The organism is Leifsonia shinshuensis, from assembly GCF_022606355.1.
Lineage (GTDB): Bacteria > Actinomycetota > Actinomycetes > Actinomycetales > Microbacteriaceae > Leifsonia > Leifsonia shinshuensis_B.
On the sequence record NZ_JAHHZQ010000001.1, the window covers coordinates 1181998 to 1196814 of the forward strand.

At 73.2% G+C, this 14817-nt stretch carries 16 protein-coding genes; 10 read left to right on the top strand and 6 right to left on the bottom strand.

What is annotated here, in order from left to right:
• Positions 1 to 73: 73 nt before the first annotated feature.
• Both KNO15_RS05660 and KNO15_RS05665 read left to right on the top strand, forming a co-directional pair.
• The gene (locus KNO15_RS05660; RefSeq protein WP_241702444.1) at positions 74 to 994 is read left to right on the top strand and encodes a sulfurtransferase; all 921 of its coding nucleotides are present in this window, start codon (positions 74 to 76) and stop codon (positions 992 to 994) included.
• Between the two features lie 84 nt (positions 995 to 1078).
• The gene (locus KNO15_RS05665) at positions 1079 to 1567 is read left to right on the top strand and encodes a glutathione peroxidase (RefSeq protein WP_241702445.1); all 489 of its coding nucleotides are present in this window, start codon (positions 1079 to 1081) and stop codon (positions 1565 to 1567) included.
• Between the two features lie 36 nt (positions 1568 to 1603).
• Here the strand turns inward: KNO15_RS05665 and KNO15_RS05670 are convergent, their stop codons facing one another.
• Positions 1604 to 1894: a hypothetical protein gene (locus KNO15_RS05670; RefSeq protein ID WP_241702446.1), complete on the bottom strand. Its 291-nt coding sequence runs from the start codon at positions 1892 to 1894 to the stop codon at positions 1604 to 1606.
• A gap of 71 nt (positions 1895 to 1965) precedes the next feature.
• On the opposite strand from KNO15_RS05670, the gene KNO15_RS05675 reads away from it, so the two are divergent.
• Positions 1966 to 2382, top strand: a complete 417-nt coding sequence (locus KNO15_RS05675; RefSeq protein ID WP_241702447.1) for a TraR/DksA family transcriptional regulator — start codon at positions 1966 to 1968, stop codon at positions 2380 to 2382.
• Positions 2383 to 2562: 180 nt separating this feature from the next.
• On the opposite strand, the gene KNO15_RS23055 is transcribed toward KNO15_RS05675, so the two are convergent.
• Positions 2563 to 5586: a helix-turn-helix transcriptional regulator gene (locus KNO15_RS23055; protein ID WP_278046466.1), complete on the bottom strand. Its 3024-nt coding sequence runs from the start codon at positions 5584 to 5586 to the stop codon at positions 2563 to 2565.
• Between the two features lie 73 nt (positions 5587 to 5659).
• Positions 5660 to 5956 (bottom strand): hypothetical protein, encoded by a 297-nt coding sequence (locus KNO15_RS05690; RefSeq protein WP_241702448.1) that lies wholly within the window; start codon positions 5954 to 5956, stop codon positions 5660 to 5662.
• Between the two features lie 198 nt (positions 5957 to 6154).
• On the opposite strand from KNO15_RS05690, the gene KNO15_RS05695 reads away from it, so the two are divergent.
• Positions 6155 to 6748: an NADPH-dependent FMN reductase gene (locus tag KNO15_RS05695; RefSeq protein ID WP_241702449.1), complete on the top strand. Its 594-nt coding sequence runs from the start codon at positions 6155 to 6157 to the stop codon at positions 6746 to 6748.
• Between the two features lie 5 nt (positions 6749 to 6753).
• On the top strand, positions 6754 to 7197 hold the full coding sequence (locus tag KNO15_RS05700; RefSeq protein ID WP_241702450.1) for a WapI family immunity protein: 444 nt from the start codon (positions 6754 to 6756) through the stop codon (positions 7195 to 7197).
• Between the two features lie 38 nt (positions 7198 to 7235).
• On the opposite strand, the gene KNO15_RS05705 is transcribed toward KNO15_RS05700, so the two are convergent.
• The gene (locus KNO15_RS05705) at positions 7236 to 8267 is read right to left on the bottom strand and encodes an aldo/keto reductase (RefSeq protein WP_241702451.1); all 1032 of its coding nucleotides are present in this window, start codon (positions 8265 to 8267) and stop codon (positions 7236 to 7238) included.
• Between the two features lie 60 nt (positions 8268 to 8327).
• Between KNO15_RS05705 and KNO15_RS05710 the strand changes: the two genes are divergently transcribed.
• Positions 8328 to 8822, top strand: a complete 495-nt coding sequence (locus KNO15_RS05710; protein WP_242599337.1) for a metallophosphoesterase family protein — start codon at positions 8328 to 8330, stop codon at positions 8820 to 8822.
• A 27-nt stretch (positions 8823 to 8849) separates the two neighbouring features.
• Here KNO15_RS05710 and KNO15_RS05715 read toward each other — a convergent pair whose 3' ends face one another.
• On the bottom strand, positions 8850 to 10370 hold the full coding sequence (locus KNO15_RS05715; protein ID WP_241702453.1) for a DUF7059 domain-containing protein: 1521 nt from the start codon (positions 10368 to 10370) through the stop codon (positions 8850 to 8852).
• A gap of 32 nt (positions 10371 to 10402) precedes the next feature.
• On the opposite strand from KNO15_RS05715, the gene KNO15_RS05720 reads away from it, so the two are divergent.
• The 4 genes from KNO15_RS05720 to KNO15_RS05735 all read left to right on the top strand — a co-directional run bounded on the left by KNO15_RS05720 (position 10403) and on the right by KNO15_RS05735 (position 12908).
• Positions 10403 to 10696 carry an acylphosphatase gene (locus KNO15_RS05720; protein ID WP_308220426.1) on the top strand — a complete coding sequence of 98 codons (294 nt, stop codon included), beginning with the start codon at positions 10403 to 10405 and terminating at the stop codon, positions 10694 to 10696.
• 83 nt (positions 10697 to 10779) lie between these two features.
• Positions 10780 to 11670, top strand: coding sequence for an aminodeoxychorismate lyase (locus tag KNO15_RS05725; protein WP_241702454.1), 891 nt, complete (start codon positions 10780 to 10782; stop codon positions 11668 to 11670).
• A 277-nt stretch (positions 11671 to 11947) separates the two neighbouring features.
• Positions 11948 to 12283 (top strand): hypothetical protein, encoded by a 336-nt coding sequence (locus KNO15_RS05730; RefSeq protein WP_241702455.1) that lies wholly within the window; start codon positions 11948 to 11950, stop codon positions 12281 to 12283.
• Between the two features lie 13 nt (positions 12284 to 12296).
• Positions 12297 to 12908, top strand: coding sequence for a dihydrofolate reductase family protein (locus tag KNO15_RS05735; RefSeq protein WP_241702456.1), 612 nt, complete (start codon positions 12297 to 12299; stop codon positions 12906 to 12908).
• A 2-nt stretch (positions 12909 to 12910) separates the two neighbouring features.
• Here the strand turns inward: KNO15_RS05735 and KNO15_RS05740 are convergent, their stop codons facing one another.
• A complete protein-coding gene (locus KNO15_RS05740; protein ID WP_241702457.1) occupies positions 12911 to 14797 on the bottom strand; it encodes a thioredoxin domain-containing protein in 1887 nt (628 codons plus the stop codon).
• Positions 14798 to 14817 lie beyond the last annotated feature (20 nt).

A 14817-nucleotide genomic window follows, 5' to 3' on the forward strand; every position in this document is an offset into this window, starting at 1 on the left:
CACGCGCTGAGCGCGTTACGCCGGGTTGCGACGAGCATAGGAAGCGTCGGGGGGTCCCGTTAGCGTGGTCGACATGACCTTCGCGACCGATCGCTCCGGCCAGGCCGACCCCGAGCTCCTCCCCGCTTCCGACGCCCGCGGCGCCGCTCTCGGCGCCGCGCTCGCCGGACCCCTGGTGTCGACCCAGTGGCTGTGCGACCACCTGGGATCCGACGGGCTGATCGTCGTCGACGCCACGGTCGTGGCCGCGACCGGCGCCGACGGGCGCGTCGGCTACCTGAGCGGGGCGGACCGGTATCGCGACGGCCACGTGCCCGGTGCGGTCTTCGCCGACCTGCTCGACCCGTTCAGCGACCCGGCAGGGAGGTTCCCGTTCACGCGTCCGGGTGCCGACGCGTTCGCCTCCGCCGCCGCCGCGCTCGGCGTGGACGAAGGCACGACGGTCGTGATCTACGACGCGGCGGTCGGGCAGTGGGCGTCCCGGCTCTGGTGGCTGTTCCGGTCGTTCGGGCACGACCGGGTCGCCGTGCTCGACGGCGGCGTCACCAAGTGGAGCGGGGAAGGGCGGCCCCTCGAGACCGGTGACGTCGCACCGCGCCGCGTCGATCTCCTCCCCCTCACCGAGCTGCCGGGATACTGGAGCGACCGGAACGACGTCGCGGCCGTGCTGTCCGGCGACCGCACCGGCACGCTGGTCTGCGGCGCCCCGCCGCGGGACTTCGCCGCTCGGCACCTCCCCGGCAGCGTGAGCGCACCGGCGGTGCGGCTGGTGGACCGCGAGACGAACGCGTTCCTGCCCCTCGCCGAACTGCGCGATCTCTTCGCCGACGTGCTGTCGTCCACCGACCCGATCGTCACGTACTGCGGAGGCGGGATCGCCGCCGCCGCGGACGCCCTCGCACTCGCGCTGCTCGGCCGCGACGACGTCTCGGTCTACGACGGCTCGCTCAACGAGTGGGCCTCCGACCCGGAGGCTCCGCTCGCCCGGCTCTGACCCCGAACCGGTCGCCGCCAGGTCGATCCTGGGTCTTCGCCGCAATCGGGCACCCGGTGCCAGGCCGCGTCGTAGGCTCGGAGCATGACCCTGATGGAGATTCCGTTCCACACCATCGACGGGGCGCCGAGCAGCCTGTCCGACTACGCGGGCAAGGTCATCCTGGTCGTCAACGTCGCCTCGCGCTGCGGACTCGCACCGCAGTACGAGAAGCTGGAGAAGCTGCAGGAGACGTACGGCGACCGCGGTTTCACCGTGATCGGCTTCCCGAGCAACCAGTTCCTCCAAGAGCTGAGCTCGACCGACGCGATCAAGGAGTACTGCTCGACGACGTGGGGCGTCACGTTCCCGATGATGGAGAAGGTGCGGCTGAACGGGCGCAACGCGCACCCGCTCTACGCCGAGCTGACCACCCACCCGGACGTCGACGGCAAAGCCGGCAAGGTCAAGTGGAACTTCGAGAAGTTCGTCATCACACCGGACGGCGCGGTGCACCGCTTCCGCCCGCAGACCGAGCCGGACGACCCGCGCATCATCGGGCTGATCGAGACGGCCCTTCCCGCGGCCGCCTGACAGCCGGCGCGACCACAGGCCGGCTCGCGCCGATGCTCAAGCGCGCCGGAACCAGCGGCCCCCGACGCGCTCGGTGAGCCGCCAGCCGCCCGTCTCCGCGAGCGCCTGCACGGCTGCGACGGTGTGCTCGGCGACACGCAATGCGTCGGCCGCGCCATCGGCCGTGAACCGCACGGTGAGCCGCGCCTCGCGGCTGACGATGTCGACGCTGGTCGCCTCCACCGTCGTCAGCTCGGCGGCGGCCGTGGCGGCAGCGGGTTCGATGGAGGCGGCCTGCACGTCGCCGCGCAGACGCCCGACAGGGATGATCACACGAAACGAAGGCACGCGCCGAGCCTACGGGGCGCAGGCCTACCATGACGTACGCTGACACGGCGGGATCGGAAGGGGGTGCGCGTATGCACACCGAATCACCGGACACACGAGAGCTCTACATCATCCAGGACGTGGCGCTGACGGTCGACCAACTGGAACGCTTCGGCCGAATGCTGGACGAGCGACGCCGAGGGGATGTCGCCGAGTCGCAGCGGCATGCCGAAGCACTGGGCAGCCTGCTGTCGTCGCGGTCGGAGTCGACCGCCGACGACGAGCACGACCCGGAGGGACCGACGCTCAGCGCGGAGTGGAGCCGACTGCAGGCCCTGCGCTCGGAGACGGCCGCCGACATCGCGGCCGTCGACGCCGCACGCGAGCGCATCCGGGCCGGACGGTACGGCACCTGCGCCTCGTGCGGGCGGGCGATCGGCGTGCAGCGGCTCGAAGCACGCCCGACGACCGAACTCTGCATCGTCTGCGCGATCGCGGCCGAGCGCTGAGGGCTGGGCGCTGAGCGCGCGCTGCCGCTAGGCGCGAGCGGTGAACGTGAGCGGTGAACGTGAGCGCCGAGCGCGCACTGAGCGCCAGCGCTCTGCGCCGCACGCCGAACCCACCGGGAGCACTGGCCGCACGCACTGAGGCGCTATAGCTCCGCCGCCGGCGCGCACCGCGCCCCGGCGTCAGCGCGCCGGGCGCGAGGCGCGGTAGACCGCCTCGGTGCGGCTGGAGGCGCCGACCTTGCGCAGGATGCTCGAGACGTGCACGCTCGCGGTCTTGGCGGAGATGAACAGCGCCTCGCCGATCTGCTTGTTGCTGAGGCCCTGCTCGATGAGTGCGAGCACCTGCGCCTCGCGCTCGGTCAGTGGCGCGCCGGGGCCGACGGCTGCCGACCCGTGCGCCGCGCGGATGCTCCGCGACGAGGCGAGAACCGTCGCCGCCTCGGTCAGGAGGCCGAACCCCGAACGCTCCGACTCGCCGCGGGCAGCAGCGGCGAGCTGCTCGACCGCACCGCTGTCGCCGGCGGCGCGGGCCACGCGTGCCGCTCGGACCAGGGCGTACGGGTGGAGGTGCGCCGGCGCGAGCGGCGACGTCGTCGCGTCGATCGCCACCTGCCAGGCGGCACGCGCGGCGGCGAAGCGGTCGGCGCCGGTTGCACCGCTCGAACCGTCTCCGGGCTCCCCGACGGCCAGGGCCGTCGCGAGCTCGGCACGGATCACCGGACCCCACGCAACAGCCGTCGGCCAGGTCTCGATGGCCGCGAGCACGGCGTCCAGGCCGGCGGCCTCCCGAACGACATCGAGCGCACCGGAGCCGTCGGGGGTGCCTGGCTCGCCTGAACCGCCGGCGGCAGTGGCGTCGCGCGCGGCCCGGAACGCGCCGTCGGCGAGCGCCCGCGCGGCGGCGGCGAGCACCGGGAGGTCGGAGGCCGGCAGCCGGCGATGCGAGACGGAGCGCACGGGGGCTGTCGCTTCCCAGGCCGCGAGGTGGTCTCCGCGCGCGATGGCGAGCTCGGCGGCCAGCCGGGCCACCCCCAGCTCGGACTGCACCTCGAGTTCGCCGAGCGTGCGCAGACCGCCGTGCCAGCGGCGCAGCAGCGCGTCCGCGGTGTCGAGGTCGCCTCGCCACAGCGTGATCCACAGCTTCATGCGCTGCAGGTGGGCGCGGAAGCTCGGCGGCGGGTCGAGAGCGAGGGCCGGATCGAGCATCGCCTCGGCGCGGTCGAGCTCGCCGAGCGCGAGCAGCGGCTCCACCGTATTCGACGAGAGGATGACACCGGATGTGCGCTCCACGCCGCGCGCACGTGCCTCGCGGACTCCGCGCTCGGCGAGGCGCACGGCCTCGTCGTAGCGGCCCAGTGTGTTCATCGCGTCGGACGCGTTGACCGCATAGCGCAGCGCGGCTCCCGGATCGTGCTCCGCCAGCCGGCCCGCCTCGTCGAGCTCGGCCAGGCCGCGGTCGATGGAGCCGGCCGCCACCAACGAGCTGCCGCGGATGTTGTGCGCGACCGAGAGCAGGGCCTCGGCGTCGCCGCCCGCTTCGTCGACGGCCTGGGAGGTGAGCGCGACCGCCTCGTCGAAGCGGGCTGCCAGCATGTACCGGGCGGCGAGTTCGGTGAGCAGCTGCGGCCGGAGGCCGTCGCCGGCGGGGAGCGAGCCGGCAGGCACCACCTCGAGCGCACGCTGGAACAGCTCGATGACGCCCGGCCGGTTGAGGTTCATCAGATACTGCGCCTTGTCGCGCAGCAGGCGCGCGTGCTGGGCGGGCGGGAGGTCGCCGGCGGCTTCGAGGGCGGCGTTCACCATCGCGAGCGCGCGCTCGTTGTCTCCGGCGTTGCGCAGCGCCGACGCGGTGCGGGACAGCAGTTCGGTGCGGCTGGTGACCCCGAGGACGCGCGTTCCGAGCTCCTGCGCATCCGGCACGCTGTCCCACAGTTCGAGAGCCCGGTCGCCCATGGCGGCCGCCGTCGCATAGGCGTACGAGCGCCTGGCCTCCTCCATCGCCTCCAGCGACGCGACGAACGCCCTCCGCAGGTCGTGCGCCGCGAGCCAGTGGGTCGAGAGCTGTGTGGCCGAGCGCTGCGGGCCGGCCTCCAGGGCCTCGGCGAACCGGCGGTGATACCGGCTGCGCTCGCCGGGGAGCAGGTCGGCGTGGATCGCTTCGCGCACGAGAGCGTGGCGGAAGGTGTACTCGGTGGTGTCGGCGGCGAGGACGTTGGCGACCACCGCCTCGCGGGCGGCGGCGTCGAGTTCGTCGGCGGTGCCGTCGAAGACCGCACTGAGCAGTTCATGGTCGACGCAGACCCCGCCTGCCGAGACCAGGCGCAGCAGCTGCTGGGTCGGCTCGCTGAGCTTCTCGAAGCGGGCGAGGAGGAGCTCGCGGAGCGTCTCGGGGAGGTCTTCGCCCGTGGCGAGCCCGTCGATGCCGATCAGCTCTTCGACGAAGAACGGGACTCCCTCGCTCATGCCGTAGACCCGGTCGACCGTCGCGGCGTCCGGCTCGCAGCCCAGCAGGCGGGCGATCAGCGCCTCCACCTGGTCGCGACCGAGCCGGGAGAGCTCCCATCTGGTCAGTCGGCGCGTGCGCTCCAGCTCGGCGAGATACGACCGCAACGGGTGGCCGCGCCCGACCTCGTCGCTGCGGTAGCTGAGCAGCACGAGGATGCGTCCGCGCTCGGCCATCCGCACGATGAAGCGGAGCAGCTCGAGCGTGGCGGAGTCGGCCCAGTGGATGTCCTCCACCGCGAGCACGAGCGGCCGCTCGACCGACAGCGTCTCGAGCAGTACCGTGACGAGCTCGTAGAGGCGCTCGGCGCCCGTGCGTGCCGGCACCGCCGAGTCGTCGGCGAGCTCGGGAAGGAGCACGGGGAGCACTCCCGCCCCGTGCCCGGCCGCGGCGAGCACGGTGTCGAGGCCGCGCAGCTCGATCAGCCTCCGCAGGATGCTCGCGAAGGGGGCGTACGGCGCGCCGTCGTTGCCGAGGTCGACGCAGCGCCCCAGGAGCACCGTCGCGGACGCCTCCGCCTCGCCCAGGAACTCTGCGAGCAGCCGGGACTTGCCGATGCCCGCCTCTCCCCCGATGACGACCGCGCGCAGGCCCCCGCCCTGCTCGAGAGCACCCCGCTCGACGGCGCGGAGCTCGTCGCGCAGCGCCTCGAGATCGGACTCGCGCCCGATCATCGTGGGGCTGGACGCCGGTGATCGCATGGCATCATCGTGCCACGCACCACCGACATCCTCACCTTCTCCCCGCCGGGCTTCGCGCAGGGCAGAACCACCGTCATCGCCCGGCGTGGGCCAGCTCGCGCTGCGACTCGGCGACCGACTCGGTGAGCGGTACCGCGACCGGCTCCCGCACCGGCTCGGCGGCCGGAACGACACCCTTCGCGGCGTCTCCGCGGCCGACCCGACCTGCCGCGTGCCGCCGCATGCTCCGGGCAGAACGCTCGGCCTCGCGCTCCGCCCGGCGCTCCCCCCGCTGCTCGCGGCCGCGGCGCGCCAGTTCGCGCTCCTGCTCGGCCCGGCGGGCGTCCCCCTCGAACACGCGACCTGCGACGAACTCCTCGGACAGCATCATGATCCTCACCCTTCGTTCCACTGCTTTCTTCGACTCCCTCAGACTCGTCGCTAAGTACCCCCTCTCACATCGGGAAGATGCCCTATTCCGGCCGCACGCCGCCTCAGACCGACGCGCACCCCCTTCCACGCACCGCCCCGGCCGCCCTGACCGACGCAGGGGGTCGACACCGCGCGGCCGGCAGAGCAAGCTGACGTCATGGCAACGATCAACGAGCTCCAGCCTCCCTATCGCGTCGGCTACTTCGTCGGCAGCCTCTCCTCGGCCTCGATCAACCGGAGGCTGTCGAAGGCGCTCCTCCGCCTCGCCCCCGCCGAACTGCTGTTCACCGAGATCGAGATCGGCAACCTCCCGCTCTACAACCGCGACTTCGACGGCGATTATCCGCAGGTCGCGCGCGACTACAAGGCGTCGATCGCCGCTCAGGAGGCGCTGCTCTTCGTCACGCCCGAGTACAACCGGTCCATTCCGGGAGCCCTCAAGAACGCGATCGACTGGGCGAGCCGGCCCTACGGGGAGAACGTGATCGCACGCAAGGCGACCGCGGTGATCGGAGCATCGATGGGGGCGATCGGCACCGCTGTCGCCCAGCAGCAGCTGCGCAGCGTTCTCAGCTTCCTGCAGGCCCCGCAGATGAACGCGCCGGAGGCCTACATCCAGATGCGCCCCGGGCTGATCGACGACGACGGTGTCGTCAGCGACGAGTCGACGGAGGCCTTCCTCCGCGGTTTCATGGTCTCGTTCTTCGAGTACATCGAGCGCGTGCTGACCGTCGTGCCTGCGCCGCAGTGACGCGGATGCTCCTCGAGGACGCCGACGCGCCGCGCAGCATCGGGCTGCGCCCGCTCACCCCGGACGGCGAAGCGCTCGTGCTGCGCGTCGAGGCCGTGGACGGCGACGGCCGCTGGACGCTCACCGGCCCCCTGCTGACCCCCGACGAGGCGACCGGCCTGGGAGCGTGGCTGGCCGGCCTGCCCGGCGATCTCACGCTCGGTGCCGACGAGTGGACGACGCTCACGTTCCGCTCGCCCGCGCTGTCGTTCGCGGGTCGGCGCGTGCCCGGCGGGGGCGTCGAGCTGCGCGTGTCGGTGCTCGGGATGGCGACTGCCGACGACGACCCTCCGCCGCCCGGGCAGCCCCGCCGGACGACCGACGTGGTGCTCGGCCTCCAGCTGCCGGCCGCCGCCGTGGAGGAGGCTGCCGTCGCGTTCGTCGAGGGGCTCTCGGCGCCGCCGGAGTGAGCCCGGGCTCTGCACGGGGGCTCACTCCTGCGCCGGGCTCAGCGACCTCCCTCGCGCTTGCGGTGCCGCTGCGCGACCGCTTGTGCACCGTACGGGTACACCTCGGCGCGGGGCGCGCTCACCCCGTCGAGTCTGGCGAGCTGCTCGTCGCTCAGGACCAGCTCGGCCGCAGCGAGGTTGTCGTCGAGCTGCTCGACCGTGCGCGCGCCGAGGATCACGCTGGTCACGGCGGGACGGTCGACCAGCCACGCGAGGGCGACCTGCGACATGCTCGCCCCTGTCTCGTCCGCGACGGCCTCAACGGCGTCGATGACCTCCCAGGTGCGCGGGTCGGCGTTGCGGGCGTCGAAAGCCTCCATGCCGCGCTTCGGGTTCTCACCCAGGCGGGTCGCCCCCGTCGGCGCCTGGTCGCGGCGGTACTTGCCGCTCAGCCAGCCGCCCGCGAGCGGGGACCAGGGCAGCAGCCCGATCCCGGCGTCGAGCGCGGCCGGCACGATCTCGTGCTCGATTCCACGCACCAGGAGGCTGTACTGCGGCTGCAGCGTCACCGGCGGCGCGAATCCGCGGCCGTCGGCGATGGCCACGGCCTTGGTCAGCTGCCACGCGAGGTAGTTCGAGAAACCGTAGTAGCCGATCTTGCCGGCGGTCACCGCGTCGTCCAGGAACCGCAGCGTCTCCTCGAGCGGTGTCAGGGCGTCCCAGGCGTGCAGCTGGTAGAGGTCGATGCGGTCGACGCCCAGCCGGCGCAGCGAGTCGTCCAGCGCCCTGCGCAGGTGGGTGCGCGAGAGGCCGAGGTCGTTCGACCCCTCCCCCATCGGGAACCGGCCCTTCGTGGCGATGACGATGCCGTCGCGACGGCCGTGGTTGCGTGACAGCCAGCGCCCGATGATCGACTCGGACGCGCCGGCGCTGTAGACGTCCGCGGTGTCGACCAGGGTGCCGCCGGCGTCGAGGTAGCGCTCCAGGATGGCGTGCGAGGTGGCCTCGTCGGCCTCCGCTCCGAAGGTCATGGTGCCGAGTGCGAAGGCGGAAACGATCGTTCCGCTGTTACCGAGGGTCCTGAGGTCCATACTCTCGACGCTAGCCTCGGGCGGCGATTTCGCCTACCGTTTGCCACCGTGAAGCTGCTGATGCTCTCGGACACGCACGTGCCGAAGCGCGCGCGAGCGCTGCCCGCTCAGGTCCTCGCCGCGATCGACGAGGCCGACGTCGTGATCCACGCGGGCGATTGGGTCGACGACGCGACACTCGACCTGCTCGAGGAGCGGTCCAGCCGGCTCATCGGCGTGTGGGGCAACAACGACAGGCCGTCGCTGCGCCGGCGGTTGCCGGAGGTCGCGCGCGCGGACCTCGACGGCGTGCGGTTCGCCGTGGTGCACGAGACCGGCCCGGCCGCCGGGCGCGAACAGCGCTGCGAGCGCGACCATCCCGACACGGACGTGCTCGTCTTCGGCCACTCGCACATCCCCTGGGACACCGTCACTCCAGCCGGCCTGCGCCTCCTGAATCCCGGCTCGCCCACCGACCGCCGTCGCCAGCCGTCCTGCACCTACCTGACCGCCGAGATCACCGCCTCCCGCCTCACCGCCGTGCGCCTGGTCGCCCTCCCGCCCCTCGCGCGCTGAGGGCCCGATCCCGGGCGTTCCCAGCGGCTAGGGGAGCTCGGGCAGGGTGAGGAGGGCGTCGGAGAGGAGGGCGCGGACGGCGGGGAGGAGGTCGGCCCGCAGCGCGGCCTCGTCGACCTCGAGGAGCTGGGCGAGCGCGGCGACGATCGCGCCGACGCTCAGCTCGCCGTCGCACGCGCCGACCAAGGCGGCCAGGCCCGTGTCGGCCGAGACGACCCGCCCGAAGCCGCCGCCCTGGCGCAGCAGGATCGCCGTCGGAGCGTCGGCACCCGGCCACAGGTGCCGCTCCTCCGTCACATCGGGCGCGACGGTGAGCCGGAGGGCCGCCAGCGCGTCGTCGTCGAGCGCCGCCTGTGCGTCGTGGGCGGCCAGGCACGCGTCGAGGTGCACGCCGAGCCCCGCCTCGTTCGCGCCCAGCGAGCCGTGCCTCCGCTCGAACCGGCGGAGCGTCGGGAGGCCGTCGGCCCGTCGCAGCAGAACATAGCCGAAGCCCACCTCGCGCACCTCCCTCGCCTCGAAGTCGTCGAGCCACGCGTTCTCGAGCCGGTCGGACTCCGGCGTTCCGGGCCGGGTGCCGCCGTCGCGGATCCACGTCTCCGCGTACTGGGCGGCGTCCTCGGTATCGCGCTCGATCACCCAGGCGTCGAGCGGCTGCGCCGCGTCGTCGATCCAGCCGCGCACCCGGTCGAGCGCGTCGCCCGTGCCGTGGTACTCCCAGTTGCCGAGCAGCTGGGCGACGCCGCCCGGGCTCAGGTGGGCGCCGCAGCCCGCGACGAACGCGGCGACCAGGGCATCGCCGACCATGCCCCCGTCGCGGTACTCGTAGGCGGGCACGCCCTCCACGCGCGGCGTGATGACGAAGGGCGGGTTGGAGACGATGTGGTCGAACAGCTCACCGGCCACCGGCTCGAACAGGCTGCCGAGCCGGAACTCGATCCCGTCGATCTCGTTGAGCTCGGCGTTCAGCGCCGCGAGCCGCAGCGCGCGCTCGGAGATGTCGGTCGCGACGACGCGCTGGGCGTGGCGGGAGGCGTGCAGGGCCTGGATGCCACAGCCCGTTCCGAGGTCGAGGGCGCTGCGCACCGGCCGCTGCAGCATCAGACCGCTGAGCGTCAGCGAGGCACCGCCGACCCCGAGGACGTGGTCTTCCGGCAGCGCGCCGCCGAGTGCCAGCTCGCCGAGGTCGGACACGATCCACCACTCGGCGGGACCGACGGAGTCGACGAACGCGTACGGTCGGAGGTCGACCGCGGGAGCGACCGACTCGCCGGCCCGCACCAGGCCGAGCTCAACCGCGCCCGCGACGCCGAGTGCGGGGAGGGCCTCGGCAGCGTCGGTCCGCGGAACCGGCCTGCCGAGCACGAAGAGCGCGGCGAGGGTGCCCAGCGGGCCGGGCGCCGCTGCCGCGAGCGCCCGCTCGGCGGGCACGCGCCGGCCGCGGGACAGCGCGGCCGATGCCGACTCGCCCCAGAGGCCGGTGAGCCCGTCGACGGTGAAGCCGGCGGCGCGGAGATCGGAACGGAGGGCCCAGACGGCTGCAGAACGCACGGAACCATTCAAGCAGGAGCACAATGGGCGCTGTGAACCCCCGAGAGAGCATCGTACGCAGACGAGCCGTGGTGACCGGGATGGTGCAGGGCGTGGGATTCCGATGGAGCGCACGCGAGCAGGCGCACCGGCTCGGCGTGACCGGCTGGGCGCGCAACCGGGTCGACGGCAGCGTCGAAGTGGAGGTGGAGGGCGAGCCCGCGAGCGTCGAGCGCATGGTCGCGTGGCTGCGCTCCGGCCCTCCCGGCAGCGCGGTCGACGACGTGCGGGTGTCGGACGCCCAGCCCGACGGGGACGACGCGTTCCGCATCCGCCAGACCGAGTAGGCGCGCCAGCGCGCGACGGCGCGTCCGCAGCCGCGCAGGGCCGCGCTCTGACACCGGCAACCGGCGAGGGGCACAATAGGGCCATGACCCGCGCAACGCTGCTGACCATCACCGCGCCCACCGGCGAGCCCGCTCCCGGAGACCCGGGCTTCGCCCTCGCCGACTTCGACGCACCGCAGGTGCGCATCACCGATCTGGCTGTGACGCGCGGCGACGGCGTCTTCGAGACGATCGCCGTCATCGACGGCCACCCGCAGGCCCTCGGCCCGCACCTGATGCGTCTCGCGCACTCGGCCGAGCTGCTCGACCTCCCCGTCCCGGCGGAGCACGTCTGGCACGAAGCGGTGCTGGCGGGAATCGCCGACTACCGGTCGCGCAACGGCGACGGCGGCGAACTCTTCGCCAAGCTCATCTACACGCGCGGCATCGAGGGCACGGGCGCTCCCAGCGGCTGGATCTTCGTCGACGAGGGCGAGGACTTCTCCCGGCAGCGGCTCGGCATCTCGGTCGTCGCGCTCGACCGCGGTCTGCGGCACGACGTCGCCGAGACCTCCCCATGGCTGCTGGCGGGCGCGAAGAGCCTGTCGTACGCGGTCAACCGGGCGGCCCAGCGGGAGGCCGCGCGCCGTGGCGCCGACGACGTGATCTTCGTCAGCTCCGACGGCTACGCGCTGGAGGGGCCCACCTCCAACGTCATCCTGCTGGCCGGCGGGGTCGTCCGCACGCCGCAGACCGACCAGGGCATCCTCGCCGGCACCACGCAGGCGGCGGTCTTCGCGTTCTTCGAGGAGCGCGGATACGCGACGGAGTACCGGCACATCACCGTGGACGAGCTGGAGGCGGCCGACGCGCTCTGGCTGGTCTCCAGCGTGCGCCAGGCGGCGCCGATCACGCACCTCGACGGTCGCGAGTACCCGGTGGACGCGGAGCTGACGGCCGAGCTGAACCGGTACCTGTTGTCGCGGTCCCACTGAGCGGGGCGCCCCTCGCCGGCAACGGAGGAATCCGCGCCTGATCCGGCGCGGATCTCCTCCGTTCGCTGCGATCCGCCGGCGTGTCGGGGGCGATCTCCTCCGTTGCCGTTCGTCGCGTCGCCGCGCGGAGGGACCCGCGGCCCAGCGGCGCCCATCGTTCACCCGCGCGTGGACTGCGCGTTACACCCCGATTCGCGGTGCATGCATTCGCCGCCTAGGCTGTACGCACCGTACCGGCGACGACGCCGGGACCACCGCCAGGGGAAAGGAGGTCGACGTGGACGAGCGGGTCCCGAGGAGCATCGAAGTGCTGCGCCAGCAGGCGCGCGACGAGTTGGCCGCGATCATCGAGCACCGATGCCGCGCCGGCGAAGACCCCTGGCATTTCATCCCCGACCTCCCGAGCGTCGACGAGCAGGTGGTCATCTCGCTTCGAGCCGGCGCGATCGAGCAGTTCGACCTCGCCGAGGAGCAGTCCAGGGCCCACCACCCCGCCGCCGGACGCGACACGTACACGCGGTTCGAGTACGGCGTGCTGCGCCGGATCGCCCTGGAGCATCCCGAGCTGAGCGAAGCCGTCTGGGGGATGCTCGACAAGGTCGAGCGCGCGTAGTAGACCTGGCGGCATGGGGATCGTCACCGCCGATATCGCCGTGTCGCTCGACGGCTTCGCCGCCGGGCCCAACCAGTCCCGCGAGTACCCGCTCGGCGAGAACGGGATGGAGCGACTGCACACCTGGATGTTCGAGTACGCCGACGAGCACGTCGAGGAGATCGCCGCGATCACGGCGGCGGGCGCCTACGTGATGGGCCGCAACATGTTCGGCCCGGTGCGGGGCGACTGGCCGGCCGCCGGCGATCTGTCCGACTGGCGTGGCTGGTGGGGCGAGGATCCTCCGTACCACGCGCCGGTGTTCGTGCTGACGCACTACCCGCGGGAGCCCCTGGTGATGGCGGGTGGGACGACGTTCGAGTTCGTCACCGACGGCATCCACTCAGCGGCCGACCGGGCACGCGCCGCAGCCGGGGAGGCCGATGTCGCGATCGCCGGGGGCGCGGAGACGCTCAACCAGGCGCTCTGGGCGGGAGTCGTCGACGAGCTGCGGCTGCACGTGGTGCCGCTCACGCTCGGCGCCGGGGAGCGCGTCTTCGACCGGGTGCCTCCGCTGGAGCTGGAACTGCTGCGGTCACGCGTCACGCCGCAGGTCGCCCACCTGACCTACCGGGTCGTGCGCTGAGCTCAGCCGAGCTCCACCGGGGAGGTGACGGGCAGCCGGCAGACGAAGTCTCGGCAGAGGTACGCGGTCGGGAGGCCGTGCCGCGCCGTCCTGCCCTCGAACAGCTCGAAGCCGGCCGCGGCGAGTGCGACGGCCCGGGCCTCGTCGACGATCGCCACCAGGTCTGCGGGGTGTCGACGGGCCGCCGCGACGAGGCCCGCCGGGTCGGTGCCGTGATCGGCGCTGTGGTCGATGGCCGCGGCCGTGCCGTCATCCGGTCGCACCACCACCAGCTGCCGCCCCTCCCCATCCAGCCGCGACATCAGCGCCAGCGCCGCCCCGAACGCGCTCGGCACGCTCGTCGCCGGCCCGGCGACGAGCCGCATGGCCTCCCGGGCGGCCCGCTCGTAGCGCCGGCTCGCGGTCATCAGGAACAGCGTGTGCGCCGCCGCCGCCATCGCGGTGAGACCCGACGGGTAGGCGCCCTCCGACGGGTCGACCCGCACGGCGAGGCCGGTCGACTGCAACACCGAGTCGCCGCCTCCCGGCACCCCGAACGGGCAGTCCTCGCCGCGTTCGGCCTCCAGACACAGGTCGACGAGGTCGCGCGCGTCGGACGCGGCCTCTGCGTCGCCGGTCGCCAGGGCGAGCTCCAGGAGCCCGCAGGCGAGGCCTCCGTAGTCCTCGAGCGTGGCGACGGCGTCGGAGACCCGGCCGGACACCGAGGCGCGGCCGAGCGTGCCGTCCGCACGCCGGTGCGTCTCGAGCACGAAGCGTGCCGCCTCGCCTGCCGCCGCGATCCACGCGGGCCGATCCAGGATGCGTCCGGCGCGGGCCAGCGCGGCGATCGCGAAGCCGTTCCAGCCGGTCAGCACCTTGTCGTCGATCGCGGGAGGTCGCAGGCGCGCGCGCTCCTCCGGGGGCACGCGGTAGTACGCCCCCTCCACCCGGGCGCCGTCGATCACGCTCTCCGAGTCCTGCGCCGACGCGAAGCCGCCGCCGGGCCGGCGCAGCACGCCGAGCAGGAACGCGGCGACGCCGTCTGCTGTCCGCCCTGCCCAGTCCTCCCCCGTCTGCCCCCACGCCGTCGCGTACGCATCGAGCAGCTGCGCGTTGTCATACAGCATGCGCTCGTAGTGCGGGTCGCTCCAGTCGCGCCGGGTGGCGTAGCGGAAGAAGCCGCCGTCGACCGGGTCGCGTAGCGGCGACTCCGCCATCCGGCGCAGCGTGCGGTGGGCGAGCCCGTGGCCGGCGCCGCGTTCGAGCAGGAAGCCGAGCACCGGCGCGACCGGGAACTTCGGCGCGCCGCCGAAACCGCCGAACTGCGGGTCCTCGGCCTCCGCGAGGACGTCGACGGCCGCGTCGAGCCGCCGCTGGTCGGGGAGGTCGGACACCGCGGTAGCCCGGGCGGCCGCCGCGGTGAGCGCCTCCCCGACGCGCCCGGCATCGGCCTCCACCTCGGCACGGCGGTTCTGCCAGGCGTCGGCGACGGCGTCGAGGATCTGGCGGAACGACGCCCGGCCTGCTGTCGGCACCGGCGGAAAGTAGGTGCCGGCGAAGAACGCGCGGCCCGTGGAGGTGGCGAAGACGGTCAGCGGCCAGCCGAGGCCGTCGGTGAAGGCGCTCGCCGCCGAGAGGTACGCGGCGTCGACGTCGGGGTGCTCCTCCCTGTCGACCTTGACCGCGACGAAGCGCTCGTTGATCAGCGCCGCGACGGAGGGGTCGCTGAAGCTCTCCCTGGCCATCACGTGGCACCAGTGGCAGGTCGCGTAGCCGATCGAGATCAGCACGGGCACGTCGCGGCGGCGCGCCTCGGCGAACGCCTCCGGACCCCACGGGAACCAATCGACCGGATTGCCGGCGTGCGCGCGCAGGTACGGGCTTATCGCGCCCGCCAGCCGATTCGTCATGGGCTCACCCTACGGCCGCA

What these genes read in the sequence shown, in the direction of transcription:
- KNO15_RS05735 (WP_241702456.1), top strand. Translation starts at nt 12,297, where the DNA reads ATGGGGATCGTCACCGCCGATATCGCCGTGTCGCTCGACGGCTTCGCC.
- KNO15_RS05725 (WP_241702454.1), top strand. Translation starts at nt 10,780, where the DNA reads ATGACCCGCGCAACGCTGCTGACCATCACCGCGCCCACCGGCGAGCCC.
- KNO15_RS05705 (WP_241702451.1), bottom strand. Translation starts at nt 8,267, where the DNA reads ATGGACCTCAGGACCCTCGGTAACAGCGGAACGATCGTTTCCGCCTTC.
- KNO15_RS05675 (WP_241702447.1), top strand. Translation starts at nt 1,966, where the DNA reads ATGCACACCGAATCACCGGACACACGAGAGCTCTACATCATCCAGGAC.
- KNO15_RS05690 (WP_241702448.1), bottom strand. Translation starts at nt 5,956, where the DNA reads ATGATGCTGTCCGAGGAGTTCGTCGCAGGTCGCGTGTTCGAGGGGGAC.
- KNO15_RS23055 (WP_278046466.1), bottom strand. Translation starts at nt 5,586, where the DNA reads ATGCGATCACCGGCGTCCAGCCCCACGATGATCGGGCGCGAGTCCGAT.
- KNO15_RS05695 (WP_241702449.1), top strand. Translation starts at nt 6,155, where the DNA reads ATGGCAACGATCAACGAGCTCCAGCCTCCCTATCGCGTCGGCTACTTC.
- KNO15_RS05710 (WP_242599337.1), top strand. Translation starts at nt 8,328, where the DNA reads ATGCTCTCGGACACGCACGTGCCGAAGCGCGCGCGAGCGCTGCCCGCT.
- KNO15_RS05665 (WP_241702445.1), top strand. Translation starts at nt 1,079, where the DNA reads ATGACCCTGATGGAGATTCCGTTCCACACCATCGACGGGGCGCCGAGC.
- KNO15_RS05740 (WP_241702457.1), bottom strand. Translation starts at nt 14,797, where the DNA reads ATGACGAATCGGCTGGCGGGCGCGATAAGCCCGTACCTGCGCGCGCAC.
- KNO15_RS05660 (WP_241702444.1), top strand. Translation starts at nt 74, where the DNA reads ATGACCTTCGCGACCGATCGCTCCGGCCAGGCCGACCCCGAGCTCCTC.
- KNO15_RS05700 (WP_241702450.1), top strand. Translation starts at nt 6,754, where the DNA reads ATGCTCCTCGAGGACGCCGACGCGCCGCGCAGCATCGGGCTGCGCCCG.